A 14482-nucleotide genomic window follows, 5' to 3' on the forward strand; every position below is an offset into this window, starting at 1 on the left:
GGGGAAGACAACTCGTTCTGTTCATATCTGTAATTTGAGACCAAAATAGTAAAAACATTACCTTTAAAGAAAAAAAATGGAAAACAGAGGGCTGCTTTTTATCCCGGATATAAGTGGCTTTACACGCTTCATTAACGAAATTGAGCTTGAACATAGCCAGCATATCATTCAGCAGTTACTGGAGGTATTGATTAATGCCAATCAGACAGGGCTCGAAGTATCTGAAATAGAAGGGGACGCTATCCTCTTTTATAAATTCGGAACACCGCTGGAGCTGGATACATTGTACAGGCAGGTGGAAAGAATGTTTTGTGAATTTCACCGTCATCTGAATGCCTATGACCAGCGCAAGATCTGTCAATGCAGAGCCTGTGTAGCGGCTATTAACCTCAGCCTCAAAGTGATTACCCATTACGGTGAGTTTACTACCTATCAGGTAAAGAATTTCAGCAAACTGATCGGCAAAGACGTCATCGTGGCTCATCAACTGTTGAAAAATGATATAGAACAACATGAATACTGGCTGGTTACAGATGATTTCTTTAATGATACACAACCAGTGGACCTGACACAATGGATGAAGTGGAATACCAGTGCCAAACAAACAGAAAATGGTAACGTGCTGTTTCACTATACTCATTTAAATGAGCTGAAAAAACAGATTCCCCCAGAACCGGATCCACAAATAGAACTTTCTGATAAAGTAAAGGTGATTTCCGTGTCAAAGGAATACAACGTTGATATCAAAACACTCTGTTTTACCGTGGTGCATTTTGAATTCCGTCATCAGTGGCAGGTGGGTGTGAAAGCTGTAGATGAGGTGGAACATTTCCTCCCAGGTGTTGGCAGCCGTCACCGGCATGTATTGGAAAATGGAGAGGAAGTGCTGATGTATACCAGTAGCTTTTCATATAATCCCGAAGAGAAGATCCTGTTCAGTGAAACGGATGAGAAACGCAAAAGAGCTACTTACTATACGATTGAAAAAACCGGTGATCGTAAGTCCAGACTAAGGATGGATTTTTACCTGCATAAAAACCTTGTAAGGCAAATGCTCTTTAATCTAAGGGAGAAAAAGAAAATGGAATTGAATTTACATCAGTCATTGGAGAACCTGGAACCGGTAGTAATGCAGATGATATTACCACTGGAATTTTAATGCAACAACAGGAAGGCCCGTATACTACTGAGTATAATACCCGGGAACACCCCTAACCAACACAACAAACCTGCCATGATCACTAATGTGATATAAGTGGAGATATGAAAAAATGGATGTATTGTTTTGGGCATAGTCTCAGTGGACACTTTTGAAGAAAACAGGGTAATAATGATACGCAGATAATAATATAAACCAATCACGCTGGTCAATACAAGAACGATCAGCGGTAACCACACAGATTGCTGTACACCGGCAGAAAGTATAAAGAACTTCGCGAGAAAACCGGCAGTCAATGGGATGCCTGCCAGTGAAAACAATGCAATAGCCAGTATAGTGGCCACAATGGGTTGTTTCCAGATCAGTCCTTCATATATATCGAGACTTTCCGCCTCCCGCTGCCTGGAAGAAAGCAGTATGATCACCCCAAAGGCTGTTAATAATGTAATAGCATAAGCGACCAGGTAAAAAATGGCGGCTTCTGTTCCTGCTTCATTACCAGGCAGAAATGCCACCAGTAAGTAACCGAAATGTGCAATGGAAGAATAGGCCAGCAGACGCTTAAGATTTTGCTGCTGTAGTGCCAGAATATTTCCTGCTATCATGGAAGCAATGGAAATGACAGAAAAAATAGTGATCGCCAGTGGATAATTTTGCAGATGAATGATCTGTGAAAAACGGAGCAGTACTGCAAATGTCCCGATCTTTGAAATGGTGGCAATAAAGGCTGTAACAGGGGAAGGAGAACCCTGATAAACGTCTGCTGCCCAGAGATGGAATGGTACAAGGGCCAGTTTAAAACCAATCGCTACGATGATCATACCTAGCCCCATAAGAAATAATGGAGAGGAGCCAGCCGGCCCTAACGCAGCAGCAATGCCCGCAAATTTCATGCTGCCTGTTTCCATATAGATAAGTGCCATTCCAAAAAGGAGAAAGGCTGATGAAATGGCTGCCAGTATAAGGTACTTCATTCCTGCTTCCACCGCATTATTACGGTTTCGCAGGTAAGCGATCAAGGCATATAAACTTACACTTAATAATTCCAGTCCAATGAACAGTGAGATGAAATGCTGACTGATAGTAAGTATGGCTGCCCCCAGGGTTGCCAGGAATAAAAGGATATAATATTCTTTGGGATTCTCTTCCCGTTCTTCAAAATAGATGTATGAAAACAAGCCTATCACCAATACACAGAAAATGATGAGACCTGTGAATAAAGCAGCCTGACCATCCACAATAAAAAGCGGTGCTATCTCCTTCGGCAATGTATCTTTTACATACCATGTTGCGAAAACCACCATGCACATCATCAGGAATCCAACTACCTGGATAACAGTATGACTCAGTCTGAAAGCAATCAGTAGTATCACAATGACAGATGCCATTGCTAACACAATAAAAGGAAGCAGTGCTAAAAGTTGCAGTTCACTCATGGATTGAAGGATGAATAGTAGATAAATGACGCACCGTATCTATTACAGGCTGCGGAAATAACCCAAGTACCAGAATACTGATGCTTAGCGCGGCCATAATGATAAATTCTCTGGCACTGATATCTTTTACAGGTTCTGTAACAGTGCGTTGCCCCATGAATACTTTCTGCAGCATTCGCAAAGAATACAAGGCAGAAAGAATTAGCCCAAGCGTGGCAATCACACTGAAGACAGGGTTAGCCGCAAATGCCCCCAACAGGATAAAGAATTCCGCAATGAAGTTACCCAATGCAGGAAGTCCGGCGGAAGCCATTGTAAACAGAATAGCCACTCCACCCAGTGCCGGCATGGAAGTCCATAAGCCGCCCATCTTTGTAATATCCCTCGTATGCAGTCTTTCTTTCAGCATACCAGCCATCACGAACAATGCTCCGGTACTGATACCATGTGTAAGGATCTGCATCACTACTCCCTGCATCGCTATATTACTGAAAGAGAAAATACCCACCAGCACGAAACCCATATGACTCACGGAAGTATATGCGATCAGACGTTTCAGGTCCGTTTGTGAAAAAGCCAGTAAAGCGCCATAGATAATGCCTGTAACACCAAGGAAGATCATCCATGGGGCAATCGAAACGGATGCTTCAGGAAAGAAAGGCAATACGAAACGGATTATCCCATAAGCCCCTGTCTTCAATAATAAACCCGCCAGTAAAAGACTACCCGCAGTAGGCGCTTCACTATGCGCATCCGGCAACCAGTTATGAAAAGGTACTACCGGTAGTTTAATGGCAAATGCAAAGAGGAATCCAAACATGATCCATTTTGCTGTAGCGCCCTCTGTTACTGTATGTAGCAGACTGAAATAATCGAAGGTATAGTTGCCTGTCTGCTGCCCGTGAATGAAATACAGGGCCAGTATAGCTAATAACATCAGCAGACTGCCTACCTGTGTAAAGATGAAAAATTTATATGCGGCATAACGGCGACGCGCATCCCCCCATATGACGATCAGGAAAAACATAGGGATAAGCATGATCTCCCAGCAGAAATAGAACAGGAAGAGGTCCATCGCTATAAACACTCCACTGATACCCGCCAGTGACCATAACAGACAGAAAAAATAGAAGCCTGTTTTTTCGCGGATCTCGTTCCACGAACAGAGTACGGCTAAGATGCCAAGGAAAAAAGTCAGCAGCAATAATAAATGGCTGAATCCATCCAGGGCCACATGGAAACCGATGCCCACTGCCGGTATCCAGCTCACCTGGTAATTGATGAACCAGGATGTATTATCCGGAAATGCCTGGTAGACACGGAACAGCCAGCATGCAATTAACATATCCGCGATAACAGTAAGCAAGGCTATCCATTTTGCCAGTAAGGGTAGTCTTTGCGCTGTCAGCCAGCATAATATGCCACCAGTAAGTAATATGCATATCATCCAGATCAGTATCATAGCAATAATTGTAAGGTGATGATAAAGAGGATACCAATCAATACACCAGCAACATACCACCTTAAAGAGCCATTCTGGAAGAAGGAGAAACCTTTATTGAGCTGCAGGTGAATATCAGCGATGCCTGTATATAGTTTGTCTGTTACATCAGATTTATTAATACGGGTGATGAACAGGAAAGGTTTTACCAGTAAAGTATCATACAGCTGGTCAAATTTCCATCCGTTCAACAGGAAATTTCGTAGCGCCTGTATGTTTTCCGATTGCTTCCACAATGTCATCTGCTCACTTTGCCTGTAGTATAACGAATAGCCGGTATAAATACCGAATAGAGACACAATTACTGCAATCAACTGAAATACTATTTCCTCCGGCAGATGGGTTTTCAGTTGAGTGGCTGGTAATACCTGTTGCACCTGTTCGGAAAAAAGAGAGATATGCAAAAGGTTATGCGGCCATTCTATCCAGCCACCTGCTATTGAAAAGAAGGCCAGGATAACCAGCGGGACGGTCATTAGACCTGAGGGAAGATGACCGGGGGTTGTCTTCATCTCACCCCAGAATACAACCAGTATCAGTCTTGTGGAATAAAATGCCGTGATAAAAGCACCCATCAGTGCTAATGCCCAAAGTGCGGGATGTCCGCCAGCAGCGCTCCATGCATACCAGAGGATCTGATCTTTACTAAAGAACCCTGCGGTGACTAATGGCAATGCTGCCAATGCAGCCGCACCAATTGTAAAGGTGTAGTAGATGACCGGCATTTGCTTCCTCAGACCGCCCATTTTAAAGATGTTATGTTCGTGGTGTAGTGTTTCAATAACAGCGCCGGCAGCAAGGAATAATAATGCTTTAAAGAATGCATGGGTAAAAAAATGAAAGATAGCGGCACTCCAGGCTCCTACGCCCATGGCCAGGAACATATACCCGATCTGACTGATAGTAGAATAAGCCAGTACTCTTTTTATATCGGTCTGCACCATGGCACTACAACCTGCCATGAAGAGTGTAACCGCCCCGATTACTGCCGTGACATGCATCGCCAGCGGGGAAAGTTCAAAGATCGTATGCATCCTTGAAATGAGATAAACACCCGCCGTTACCATCGTTGCTGCATGGATCAAAGCACTCACCGGGGATGGACCCGCCATCGCATCCGGTAACCAGGTCTGGAGGGGAAGCTGTGCCGATTTACCAATACCCCCCGACAGTAACAATAATGCTATGAGCGTAATGGTAGCGGAACCGCTGCTAAAATGTTGTGTTGACTGTATGAGTATATCCGGGATATACAATGTTCCCAGTTCCTTAAAAATAAGAAAGAGTCCAATGATCATAGCAGTGTCTCCAATACGGGTGATCACAAAGGCTTTATTCGCGGCCCTGTAATTGGCCGGTGTTTCATACCAGAACCCGATAAGGAGATAACTGCATAATCCTACTCCTTCCCAACCCAGGTACAACAATACCAGGTTATCCGCCATCACCAATAACAGCATGGCACAAACGAAGAGATTCATGCTGGCGAAAAATCGTGCATAATCCCGGTCATCACGCATGAACGCAATAGAATAAATATGGATCAGCGCTCCTATGAAAGTAATGATGGAAATAAAAATAAGTGATAGTGCATCTATGCGCAGACTTATATCTGCCGACAAATGCCCTGTAAGGAACCAATGCCATACCAACTGGGTATATACTGTACCTGGAGGTGATTGCAGGAAACGGACGCCTAACAGGATAGTGATAAGTGCAGACACACAAACACTGCCGGCTCCTATCCCCGCAATGACATTACGGGACAAATATTTCCCTGCCAGTGATAACACCAGGAAGCCGATGAGGGGCAGTGCAGGTATCAGATACAGGTATTGTTGCATATAAAACTTAATCTTTTAATTCCTTTAGTTGTTCAATATCCAATGTCTTATGCTGATGATGAATCTGTAGTACCAGTGCCAGCGCTACAGAGACTTCTGCGGCTGCCATAGCAAGGATGAACAGGTACATGATCTGTCCGTCCGGTTGCTGCCATCTGGCTCCGGCAACTACAAAGGCAAGCCCCGCAGCATTGAGCATGATCTCAATGGAAAGCAGCATGAAGATGATATTCTTCCTGATCAATACACCCGCCAGTCCCAGTACGAACAGGATGGCAGCAACTATTAAGACCGTATGTGCGTGAATAGGTAACATCGTTTTATGATTGAAGGAACCTGTGCAGGTTCTTTTTCTTATGTTTACCAATATGTGCAGCCCCTACAATGCCTGTCATCATCAGAAATCCCACCAATTCCACAGCAATAACATATTCTCCGTACAGCGACATCGACACCTGCCGTGGAGTCACTACGGCGGATGACAGACTTGCTGATTGCGGTTGTAACAACAATATGATCATCTCTCCCAGTAATAACAGTGTCAGTAAAGACGGGCCAATCCAGACCTTCAGTTGTAACCATTCTTTCTCCTGCAATGCGGTTTGCTTACCGAGGTTAATCATCATTGTTACAAAGAGGAACAGCACCATGATAGCACCGGCATAAATGATCACTTGCAGTGCGGCTGCGAAAGGAGCTCCCAGCGAGAGAAATATAACAGCAATGGCCAAAAAAGAAACGACGAGATATAATAATGCATGCACCGGACTATACCGGGTGATCACCATAATAGTGGCGAGAATCGCAATGAGTGATGATATGTAAAAAAGAAGGGGCATGTTCTTATTTATTTCAGGGTAATAAACTTTTTATATCCACCGGTTCTTCTTCATTGCTTCCCTTTCCTTTTGCTTTCACACCTGCATCCATACCGGCCACATTGTAAAAGTTGTAACCAGGATATTTACCCTGACTGTCAATGAGCAGGTCTTCTTTTTCATACACGAGGTCCTGGCGTTTATACTCTCCCATTTCAAAGTCCGGAATAAGCTGGATGGCGTAAGTCGGACACGCTTCTTCACAGTATCCGCAAAAGATGCAACGGGAAAAATTAATGCGGAAGAATGCCGGATACCGGCGGCCATCTTCATCTTCTGTAGCCTGCAATGCTATACAATCCACAGGACATGCAGCAGCACACAGGTAACAGCCCACACACCGCTCACCTCCATCCGGATCTTTTGTCAGCACAATACGCCCACGCCAGCGTGCTGCCAGTGGTGCTCTTTCTTCCGGATATTCGATAGTGACCTTTTTATGAAAGATGTGGATGAAGACCAACCACATTGTACGCAGGTGACTTATCATGATGATGTTTTTATTTTTTTTAAGATCTGATCCAAAGTGCAATGGCACCGGTTACCAACAGGTTTACCAATACCAATGGCAACAATATTTTCCATCCATATCCTAACAACTGATCATACCGCGGACGAGGCAGTGAAGCCCTCAACAGGATGAAAAGTGCGATAAATGCAAATGTCTTCAGGAAGAACCATACTACCGGCGGCAGAAATCCGGGGCCCAGCCAGCCACCGAAAAACATGGTAACCGTCATTGCTGATATCAGTGAAATACCGAGGTACTCCCCTATGAAGAACATCCCGAATTTCATCCCGGAATATTCTGCATGGAAGCCTGCGATCAATTCACTTTCGGCTTCCGGTATATCAAAAGGGAGGCGATGGGTTTCTGCAACTCCTGCGATAAAGAAAATAATAAAGCCGACAGGCTGCGTAACAACAAACCAAACGTGTTGCTGTGCTTCTACAATAGCTGTCAGATTAAAAGACTTACTCAACATTACCACACCCATCACGGAAAGTCCCATAAACACTTCGTATGCTATCATCTGTGAGGCACCACGTAAGGCGCCAAGCAGGGAATATTTGTTATTGGATGCCCAACCTCCCAGTACAATGCTATAAGCACCCAATGATGACATGGCAAGAAAAAATAACAGCCCGACATTCAGATCTGCCACTACAATGCCAGGTGCGAAAGGGATGACTGCAAGGCCCATCAATACACTGGCTACCACTATGGCAGGTGCCAGGACAAATACCTGTTTGTCTGCGAATGGTGGGATCCAGTCTTCTTTAAAGAAAAGTTTGAGCGTATCAGCCAGCACAATAAAGAGTCCGAGCGGACCTGCACGGTTAGGTCCCAGCCTGTCCTGCCAAAGGGCCAGCAGTCTGCGTTCTACCCAGATAAGACCAGCAGCAATATTCAGGAATACAAAGAGTACGCCTAAAACGATCCATATGTGTTGCATGACTGTCATACTATTTCTGTTGAGATGTTTACCCATGATCCCCAGCTCAACGCGTCCATACCTCTTAATCCGGCCGGTAGCAGTACAATGCCATCCGGTAATGATTCCTGTATAGAAAGTGGGAATGTGTATGTTTTACCATCCGTTTTAACGGAAACCATATCCCCGTCTTTTACATGGCTCCTTTCCGCATCCTGTTTTGACAACGATATATAAGGTCCGGAAGAAAGCGATGCAATTCCCGCTGTGTATACACTCAGTTCTCCTGATCCGAAGAGGTGGTACTGCGGCAGCAGCATCCATCTATCCGGACGGGGCACAAATGCTTCCGGTACATCCCGGTAGAAAGTGGGGAGCGTGGTTGTCTGTTCAAACAAACGGATGCCCGGATCTCCACCTTTTAACATACCGCCGACTTCCTGCTGGTACTTGTTTACTGACTGACCAGAGTTCCATCCCGGCGACCAGAAGAAGGGGATCAAAGGAGCAGGAGGTAATCCCCTGTATCCTTCCATTGTATAGGACAGAGAGGAGTCATCATCCTGCAGCGGTTTGGGCTCGCTTACGGCCATATTTGCCGTAATAGCAGTACGACCACTATACCGGTGTGATTCCCTGGGAATACGGGCCCCGTGAATGCGAAAGTTGTGAGGTGGTGCTACCTTGTTGATACCGGCAAATTGCGGGAACCTGTTTTCCAATGCCAGTAGTAAGTCGTCTGGATGTCTTTCATGCCCATTGCCGGCAGTTGTTTGTAATGCCTTGATATCCGATAGCCATTTAAAGCTTTCCCTGATCACCTTATTGGCCGGCATAAATACCTGGCTGCTGCGCTGTGCACGGGCTTCGTTATTCACGAAAGTACCATCCGCTTCGGCGAAAGTAGCCGCCGGAATCAGGACATGCGCCCTTTCTGTAGTACGGTTATGTAATGTATCGAGTACGATGATATTTTTACACCTGCTAAAGAAAGCATCTGCTTCGATGGCAGGGATACAGCGATAGAGATCATTTTCCAGGATAATAGCAGTAGTGTTTGTTGTCTGCTGTACATGGGCAGCCGCTTTATCAAAAGAAGGTGCACGCATCATAGCCAGTCCCAGACTATTGCATTCCGGCAGTACGAAGGCCAGTCCTCCATTCAACGCCGCTGCAATGTCAAACGCGGCCCTGATCAGGGCATTGCTCCAGCAGGAAGTACCGGTAATGATCACAGGGTGTTTGGCTTGCTGTAAAGCTTTACTGATGATTGTTGCCTGGGTGTTAATCATTTCCCCCGCATCAGGAACTTCAGGCAGGGATGGGTTGAGGATATGAGCTATCGCAAAGCCCAGCCTTGCCAGATCATCTGGTGCTGCCCGCATGGAGGTGGCTGCTATTTCATCAAGTTGCGAAGGCAGTACCGTCATATTTGCCAGAAATCCTTTGGTCTCCTGCACCAGTTCTTTAATGGCCATATCATGCCAGGAAGGAAGCGGGATCTGTTCTGTTGTATGATTTGCGGCGGTCTTCATCACTGACTGACGCACTGCCAGCGCCATAACAGATGCCGTATTCCAGATGTCTTCACCCAATATCAGTACTGCATCCGCCTGTTCTATTTCCTTCAGGGAAGGCGTGTGGATAGCGCCGGATTGCAGAACGTCCACTATTTTTTGTTCAACATATGCCAGGTCATCCGGTATGCCCTGGTAGAAGTTTTCTTTACCTACCAGTTCAAGGAGGGCATAGTTGCTTTCCAGAGAAGCCCTTGGCGAGCCAATACCTATCAGGGTATGTCCGGACACCAGTTTGCCCACATGTTGTATCAGTTTATCATGGGTTGTTGCTTCTATAGTTTGATTGCGGATAAGTGGTTGTGTGATCCGGTTTTCACTATTGACAAATTCATATCCGAAACGTCCTTTATCACACAGGAAATAACCGTTCACCTCACCATTATACCGGTTTACAATATTACGCAGTTGACCATAACGTTCACCGGCAATTACATTACAGCCAAGGCTACAATGCTGACAAACAGAAGGCGCATTGGTGAGGTCCCATTTCCGGGTATAATGTTCTTTTAATGTTTTATCTGTAAAGACCCCGGTAGGGCATACTTCTGCAAGATTCCCGCTATAGGGGCTTTGTAATATCCCTTCTTTTTCCCTGCCGAAATAAACATGATTATGTGCGGAGAAAACATTGAGATCCTTCCCTCCTGCATAATCCTTGTAAAAACGTACACAGCGGTAACACTGTATACAACGGTTCATTTCATGATTGATCAGGGGACCGAGGTATTGATTGGTATAGGTCCGTTTTTTAAACTCGTAACGCCGGTAATTATGGCCTGTCATCACAGTCATATCCTGCAGATGGCAGGAACCTCCTTCATCGCATACCGGGCAATCATGGGGATGATTGGTCATCAGCCATTCTACCACCTGTGAGCGGAAGGCTTTGGCTGTTTCATCGTTTATAGATACACGTAATCCGTCTTTCACACCTTCCATACAACTCATCACGATCCGTCCACGTGTATCTTCTTCGTCTTTAAATACTTTTACGGCACACTGGCGACAGGCGCCGATGCTGCCCATGGCAGGATGCCAGCAGAAGTATGGGAGATCAAGGCCCAGACTCAGACAGGCTTCCAACAGGTTTTTACCTGTTTTTACATCGAAGGGTTTATTATCAATATAAATTGTAGGCATGGTGAATATTGTTAGTCATACGGACATTTTTTATGGTCTATATGTTTTTCGAAATCATCACGGAAATATTTTAAGGCACTCTGTAATGGTTCCATCGCACCGGGTGCCAGTGCGCAGAAAGTATTACCTGGTCCCAGTAATTGTGTATGCATCTGCAGTAGTTCAAGATCTTCTTTCCGGCCTTCACCTTTTTCCATGGCCAGGAGGATCTTTTCTACCCAGGGTAACCCTTCACGGCAGGGAGTACACCATCCGCAACTTTCCTGTGCAAAGAAATGCTGCAGGTTATGTACAAAACCAACAGGACAGGTGCCATCATCCATTACGATCATTGTTCCGGTACCTAAACGACTGCCTGCTGCTGCAACAGATTTGTAATCCAGTTTGATGTCCAGATGCTGTACCGTCAGAAAGTCTGTGGATGCTCCGCCCGGTAATACCCCTTTTAACTGAAAGCCGCTTTTCATACCTCCTGCGTGTTCTTCTATCAGTTCGCGCATAGTAATGCCCATGGGCAGTTCCCAGGCACCCGGTTTTTTCACTTTACCACTCACACCATATAGTTTTGTACCACCGTCTTCACTATAACTCAAACCCTTAAACCAATCGGCTCCATTGTTTACGATATGTGGGATACAACAAAGTGTTTCTACATTATTCACGATAGTAGGCTTGCCAAATAATCCACTGACTTGCGGGAAAGGAGGCTTGGCCCTGGGGGTAGCACGTTTGCCTTCCAGCGCATTCAGTAAAGCAGTTTCTTCTCCACACATATAGCGGCCTACTCCGGTATGGAGGTGCATATCCAGGTGAAACCCGCTTCCCAGGATATCTTTGCCAAGGTATCCGGCATCATATGCTTCCTGAATACTTTTACGCAATAGTGCTGCCGCTTCATGATAAGCCCAGCGTAAGAATACATAAGCGATGTCTGCCTGGATAGCGTAGGCGGCCAGAATCATTCCTTCTATCAGTTGATGTGGATTGCCTTCCAGTAACACCCTGTCTTTGAAAGTGCCTGGCTCCATTTCGTCTGCATTTGCAATCAGGTATTTAGGATGAGGTGCCTCATCTCCCATTGGAACGAGACTCCATTTTATACCAGTGTTAAAGCCAGCTCCACCACGTCCTTTCAGATTACTGTCCTGTACCAGCTTTTGCAGGGCAGCCGGAGACATCCCGCTACATGCTTTGCGTAAGGCAATATATCCACCTGCTTTTTCGTATTCCTTCAGATTGAGTGGCGGACGATCGGGGTAAATATTACTGGTAAGCGGACGTTCCATTTATTATGCGTATTTTTTTAAAATGTCATCCAGCAGCGCCGGTTCTATATCTCTGTATAAATCTTTATCTATCATTAAAGCAGGAGCGTGATCACAACAACCGAGACATACATTTGGGAGCAATGTAAAACGGTTATCATCAGTTGTCTGGCCCATACGTATATGCAGTTTTTCTTCCAGCGCCTTATGTAACAGCCGGTATCCCATTACATAACAGGAGATACTGTCGCACAGGAGAATGATATGTCTGCCTACCGGTTTACGGAAGATGAGATTATAGAAGGTAGCCACGCTATCTACTTCTGCAGGACTTATTTCCAGATAGGCAGCAATTTCTTCAACGCTTTCATCACTGATCCAACCACGGTGTTGTTGCACAATTTTCAATGCTTCAATCACCGATGCTTTTCTATAGGGCACCAGTTCTATTTCGTGATCTATTGCTTTTTTTTCTATTGCTGTAAGCATAAAATTTTATTTCACTATCTATCTATATCTGCCAGTACATAATCCACGCTTCCGAGGATGGAAAGCAGGTCTGCCACTGTATAACCTTTACTGATATACGGTACCATCTGCATGTGTGCAAATGAGGGGGTGCGTATACGTGTGCGATATGATGAAGTATTACCATCACTGGTCAGGTAATAGCTGTTTGCTCCTTTAGTAGCTTCTATGCAACTCATGGCTTCTCCCGGGGGGATAACTGGCCCCCAGCTTACGTTCAGGAAGTGGGTGATGAGGGTTTCTATATCCTGCATAGTATGTTTTTTAATGGGAGGAGTGGTTAAGGGATGGTCTGCCTTGTAACTCCCTTCGGGCATATTATTCAGACATTGCTCTATGATCCGCAGGCTCTGCCTCATTTCCTCTACTCTCACAACAGAGCGGTCGTAGCAGTCGCCATGCTGTGCAATGGGAATATCGAAATCAAACATTTCATAACCGGAGTAAGGACGTTTTTTGCGGAAGTCCCATTCGAAACCACAGGCTCTCAGTCCGGGGCCTGTTATGCCCCATTCAATGGCTTCTTCCAGGGTATAGATACCAATGCCTTTGGTACGGGCCTTTATCAGACTGTTGCGCAATACCATATTATTGTATTGCTTCAGCTGCTTCGGAAAATTGTCTACAAATTCACGTACAAGTCTATCCCATCCTGTGGGCAGGTCCTGGGCTACTCCGCCAATGCGGAACCAGTTGGGGTGCATGCGGTCGCCACAGATGGCTTCAATGATATCGAATATTTTTTCTCTTTCGGTAAACATATAAAAGACGGGGGATAGTTGCCCGAGATCCTGTGCAAATGTTCCAAACCAAACGAGGTGACTGTTAATACGGAATAATTCACATAACATGACCCTGATCACTTTGACTCTTTCAGGCACTTTTATGCCTGCCATTTCTTCTACTGCCAGCAGGTAGGCGAGATTATTCATCACGCCACCGAGATAGTCTACACGGTCCGTATAAGGGATGTAGGTATGCCAGCTCTGGCGTTCTCCCATTTTTTCTGCTCCGCGGTGATGAAAGCCTATTTCCGGTATCGCATCAACTATCTCTTCTCCATCCAGTTGCAGGATGATACGCAGTACCCCATGGGTACCGGGGTGTTGAGGCCCGATGTTCAGAAACATAAAATCGGAGTCCTCATTATATGATTGTAATCCCCATTCTTCCGGTTTGAAGCGCAGGGCTTCCTGTTCAATGTCTTGTTTTTCATCCCAGAGGCGAAATGGTCCCATTTCTGTTGCTCTTGCCGGATGTTCTTTGCGGAGTGGGTGACCTTCCCAGGTAAGGGGCATCAGGATACGTTGTAAGTGGGGATGGCCTTCGAAGCGGATACCAAACATGTCATATACTTCACGTTCGTACCAGTTGGCATTTTTAAAAATGGCGGTGATGGAAGGTATAGCGGGATATTCGCCAACCAATGCTACTTTGAGCCGTATGAAAGTATTTTGCTTAAATGATAACAGGTGATAAACAACGGAAAAGTCGGCAACGGGTAACTGCTCTTTTCCGGCCCGGTCCCGTTCGTCTATGCCACATAGATCGTACAGGAATGGAAAGGAGTTTGATTTCAGATATTGAATAACAGACACAATAATATCCTTACTGGTCCATAGTGTAAGTACCCCGTCGGCAGTTATCTGCTGTTGAAAAGCGTTGGGGCCGAATTGTTGTATTAAATAAGGGGGAATATGATCAACAGTCTGCAT

At 45.3% G+C, this 14482-nt stretch carries 12 protein-coding genes; 1 reads left to right on the forward strand and 11 read right to left on the reverse strand.

The window, feature by feature from the left end; genetic code table 11:
- Positions 1–76 precede the first annotated feature (76 nt).
- The gene (locus tag BMW86_RS05635; protein WP_089779779.1) at positions 77–1159 is read left to right on the forward strand and encodes a DUF2652 domain-containing protein; all 1083 of its coding nucleotides are present in this window, start codon (positions 77–79) and stop codon (positions 1157–1159) included.
- Here the strand turns inward: BMW86_RS05635 and BMW86_RS05640 are convergent.
- From BMW86_RS05640 to nuoC, 11 genes are read right to left on the reverse strand one after another with little or no spacing between them, the layout of a single operon-like run.
- Positions 1156–2595: an NADH-quinone oxidoreductase subunit N gene (locus tag BMW86_RS05640; protein WP_089779781.1), complete on the reverse strand. Its 1440-nt coding sequence runs from the start codon at positions 2593–2595 to the stop codon at positions 1156–1158. The two genes, BMW86_RS05635 and BMW86_RS05640, sit on opposite strands and share 4 nt — an antisense overlap.
- Complete coding sequence (locus BMW86_RS05645) at positions 2588–4057, reverse strand: complex I subunit 4 family protein (RefSeq protein WP_089779783.1); 1470 nt, start codon at positions 4055–4057, stop codon at positions 2588–2590. The genes BMW86_RS05640 and BMW86_RS05645 overlap by 8 nt, the downstream gene beginning before the upstream one ends.
- Complete coding sequence (gene nuoL, locus BMW86_RS05650) at positions 4054–5940, reverse strand: NADH-quinone oxidoreductase subunit L (RefSeq protein ID WP_089779785.1); 1887 nt, start codon at positions 5938–5940, stop codon at positions 4054–4056. The genes BMW86_RS05645 and nuoL overlap by 4 nt, the downstream gene beginning before the upstream one ends.
- A 7-nt stretch (positions 5941–5947) precedes the next feature.
- A complete protein-coding gene (gene nuoK / locus BMW86_RS05655) occupies positions 5948–6256 on the reverse strand; it encodes an NADH-quinone oxidoreductase subunit NuoK (RefSeq protein WP_089779786.1) in 309 nt (102 codons plus the stop codon).
- Positions 6257–6260: 4 nt separating this feature from the next.
- Positions 6261–6779 carry an NADH-quinone oxidoreductase subunit J gene (nuoJ, locus tag BMW86_RS05660; protein WP_089779788.1) on the reverse strand — a complete coding sequence of 173 codons (519 nt, stop codon included), beginning with the start codon at positions 6777–6779 and terminating at the stop codon, positions 6261–6263.
- A 13-nt stretch (positions 6780–6792) separates the two neighbouring features.
- Positions 6793–7308, reverse strand: coding sequence for an NADH-quinone oxidoreductase subunit NuoI (nuoI, locus tag BMW86_RS05665; protein ID WP_089783573.1), 516 nt, complete (start codon positions 7306–7308; stop codon positions 6793–6795).
- Positions 7309–7327: 19 nt separating this feature from the next.
- Positions 7328–8275: an NADH-quinone oxidoreductase subunit NuoH gene (gene nuoH, locus BMW86_RS05670; protein ID WP_317042610.1), complete on the reverse strand. Its 948-nt coding sequence runs from the start codon at positions 8273–8275 to the stop codon at positions 7328–7330.
- A gap of 5 nt (positions 8276–8280) precedes the next feature.
- Positions 8281–10974: an NADH-quinone oxidoreductase subunit NuoG gene (gene nuoG, locus BMW86_RS05675; protein ID WP_089779792.1), complete on the reverse strand. Its 2694-nt coding sequence runs from the start codon at positions 10972–10974 to the stop codon at positions 8281–8283.
- An 11-nt stretch (positions 10975–10985) separates the two neighbouring features.
- Positions 10986–12260: an NADH-quinone oxidoreductase subunit NuoF gene (gene nuoF, locus BMW86_RS05680; RefSeq protein WP_089779794.1), complete on the reverse strand. Its 1275-nt coding sequence runs from the start codon at positions 12258–12260 to the stop codon at positions 10986–10988.
- 3 nt (positions 12261–12263) lie between these two features.
- Entirely contained in the window at positions 12264–12728 is a 465-nt protein-coding gene (gene nuoE, locus BMW86_RS05685) for an NADH-quinone oxidoreductase subunit NuoE (protein ID WP_089779796.1), read from the reverse strand.
- A 14-nt stretch (positions 12729–12742) separates the two neighbouring features.
- Complete coding sequence (nuoC, locus tag BMW86_RS05690) at positions 12743–14482, reverse strand: NADH-quinone oxidoreductase subunit C/D (protein WP_089779798.1); 1740 nt, start codon at positions 14480–14482, stop codon at positions 12743–12745.

This window comes from Chitinophaga sp. YR573 (assembly GCF_900110995.1).
Lineage (GTDB): Bacteria > Bacteroidota > Bacteroidia > Chitinophagales > Chitinophagaceae > Chitinophaga.

What these genes read in the sequence shown, in the direction of transcription:
- BMW86_RS05635 (WP_089779779.1), top strand. Translation starts at nt 77, where the DNA reads ATGGAAAACAGAGGGCTGCTTTTTATCCCGGATATAAGTGGCTTTACA.
- BMW86_RS05640 (WP_089779781.1), bottom strand. Translation starts at nt 2,595, where the DNA reads ATGAGTGAACTGCAACTTTTAGCACTGCTTCCTTTTATTGTGTTAGCA.
- BMW86_RS05645 (WP_089779783.1), bottom strand. Translation starts at nt 4,057, where the DNA reads ATGATACTGATCTGGATGATATGCATATTACTTACTGGTGGCATATTA.
- nuoL (WP_089779785.1), bottom strand. Translation starts at nt 5,940, where the DNA reads ATGCAACAATACCTGTATCTGATACCTGCACTGCCCCTCATCGGCTTC.
- nuoK (WP_089779786.1), bottom strand. Translation starts at nt 6,256, where the DNA reads ATGTTACCTATTCACGCACATACGGTCTTAATAGTTGCTGCCATCCTG.
- nuoJ (WP_089779788.1), bottom strand. Translation starts at nt 6,779, where the DNA reads ATGCCCCTTCTTTTTTACATATCATCACTCATTGCGATTCTCGCCACT.
- nuoI (WP_089783573.1), bottom strand. Translation starts at nt 7,308, where the DNA reads ATGATAAGTCACCTGCGTACAATGTGGTTGGTCTTCATCCACATCTTT.
- nuoH (WP_317042610.1), bottom strand. Translation starts at nt 8,275, where the DNA reads ATGCAACACATATGGATCGTTTTAGGCGTACTCTTTGTATTCCTGAAT.
- nuoG (WP_089779792.1), bottom strand. Translation starts at nt 10,974, where the DNA reads ATGCCTACAATTTATATTGATAATAAACCCTTCGATGTAAAAACAGGT.
- nuoF (WP_089779794.1), bottom strand. Translation starts at nt 12,260, where the DNA reads ATGGAACGTCCGCTTACCAGTAATATTTACCCCGATCGTCCGCCACTC.
- nuoE (WP_089779796.1), bottom strand. Translation starts at nt 12,728, where the DNA reads ATGCTTACAGCAATAGAAAAAAAAGCAATAGATCACGAAATAGAACTG.
- nuoC (WP_089779798.1), bottom strand. Translation starts at nt 14,482, where the DNA reads ATGCAGACTGTTGATCATATTCCCCCTTATTTAATACAACAATTCGGC.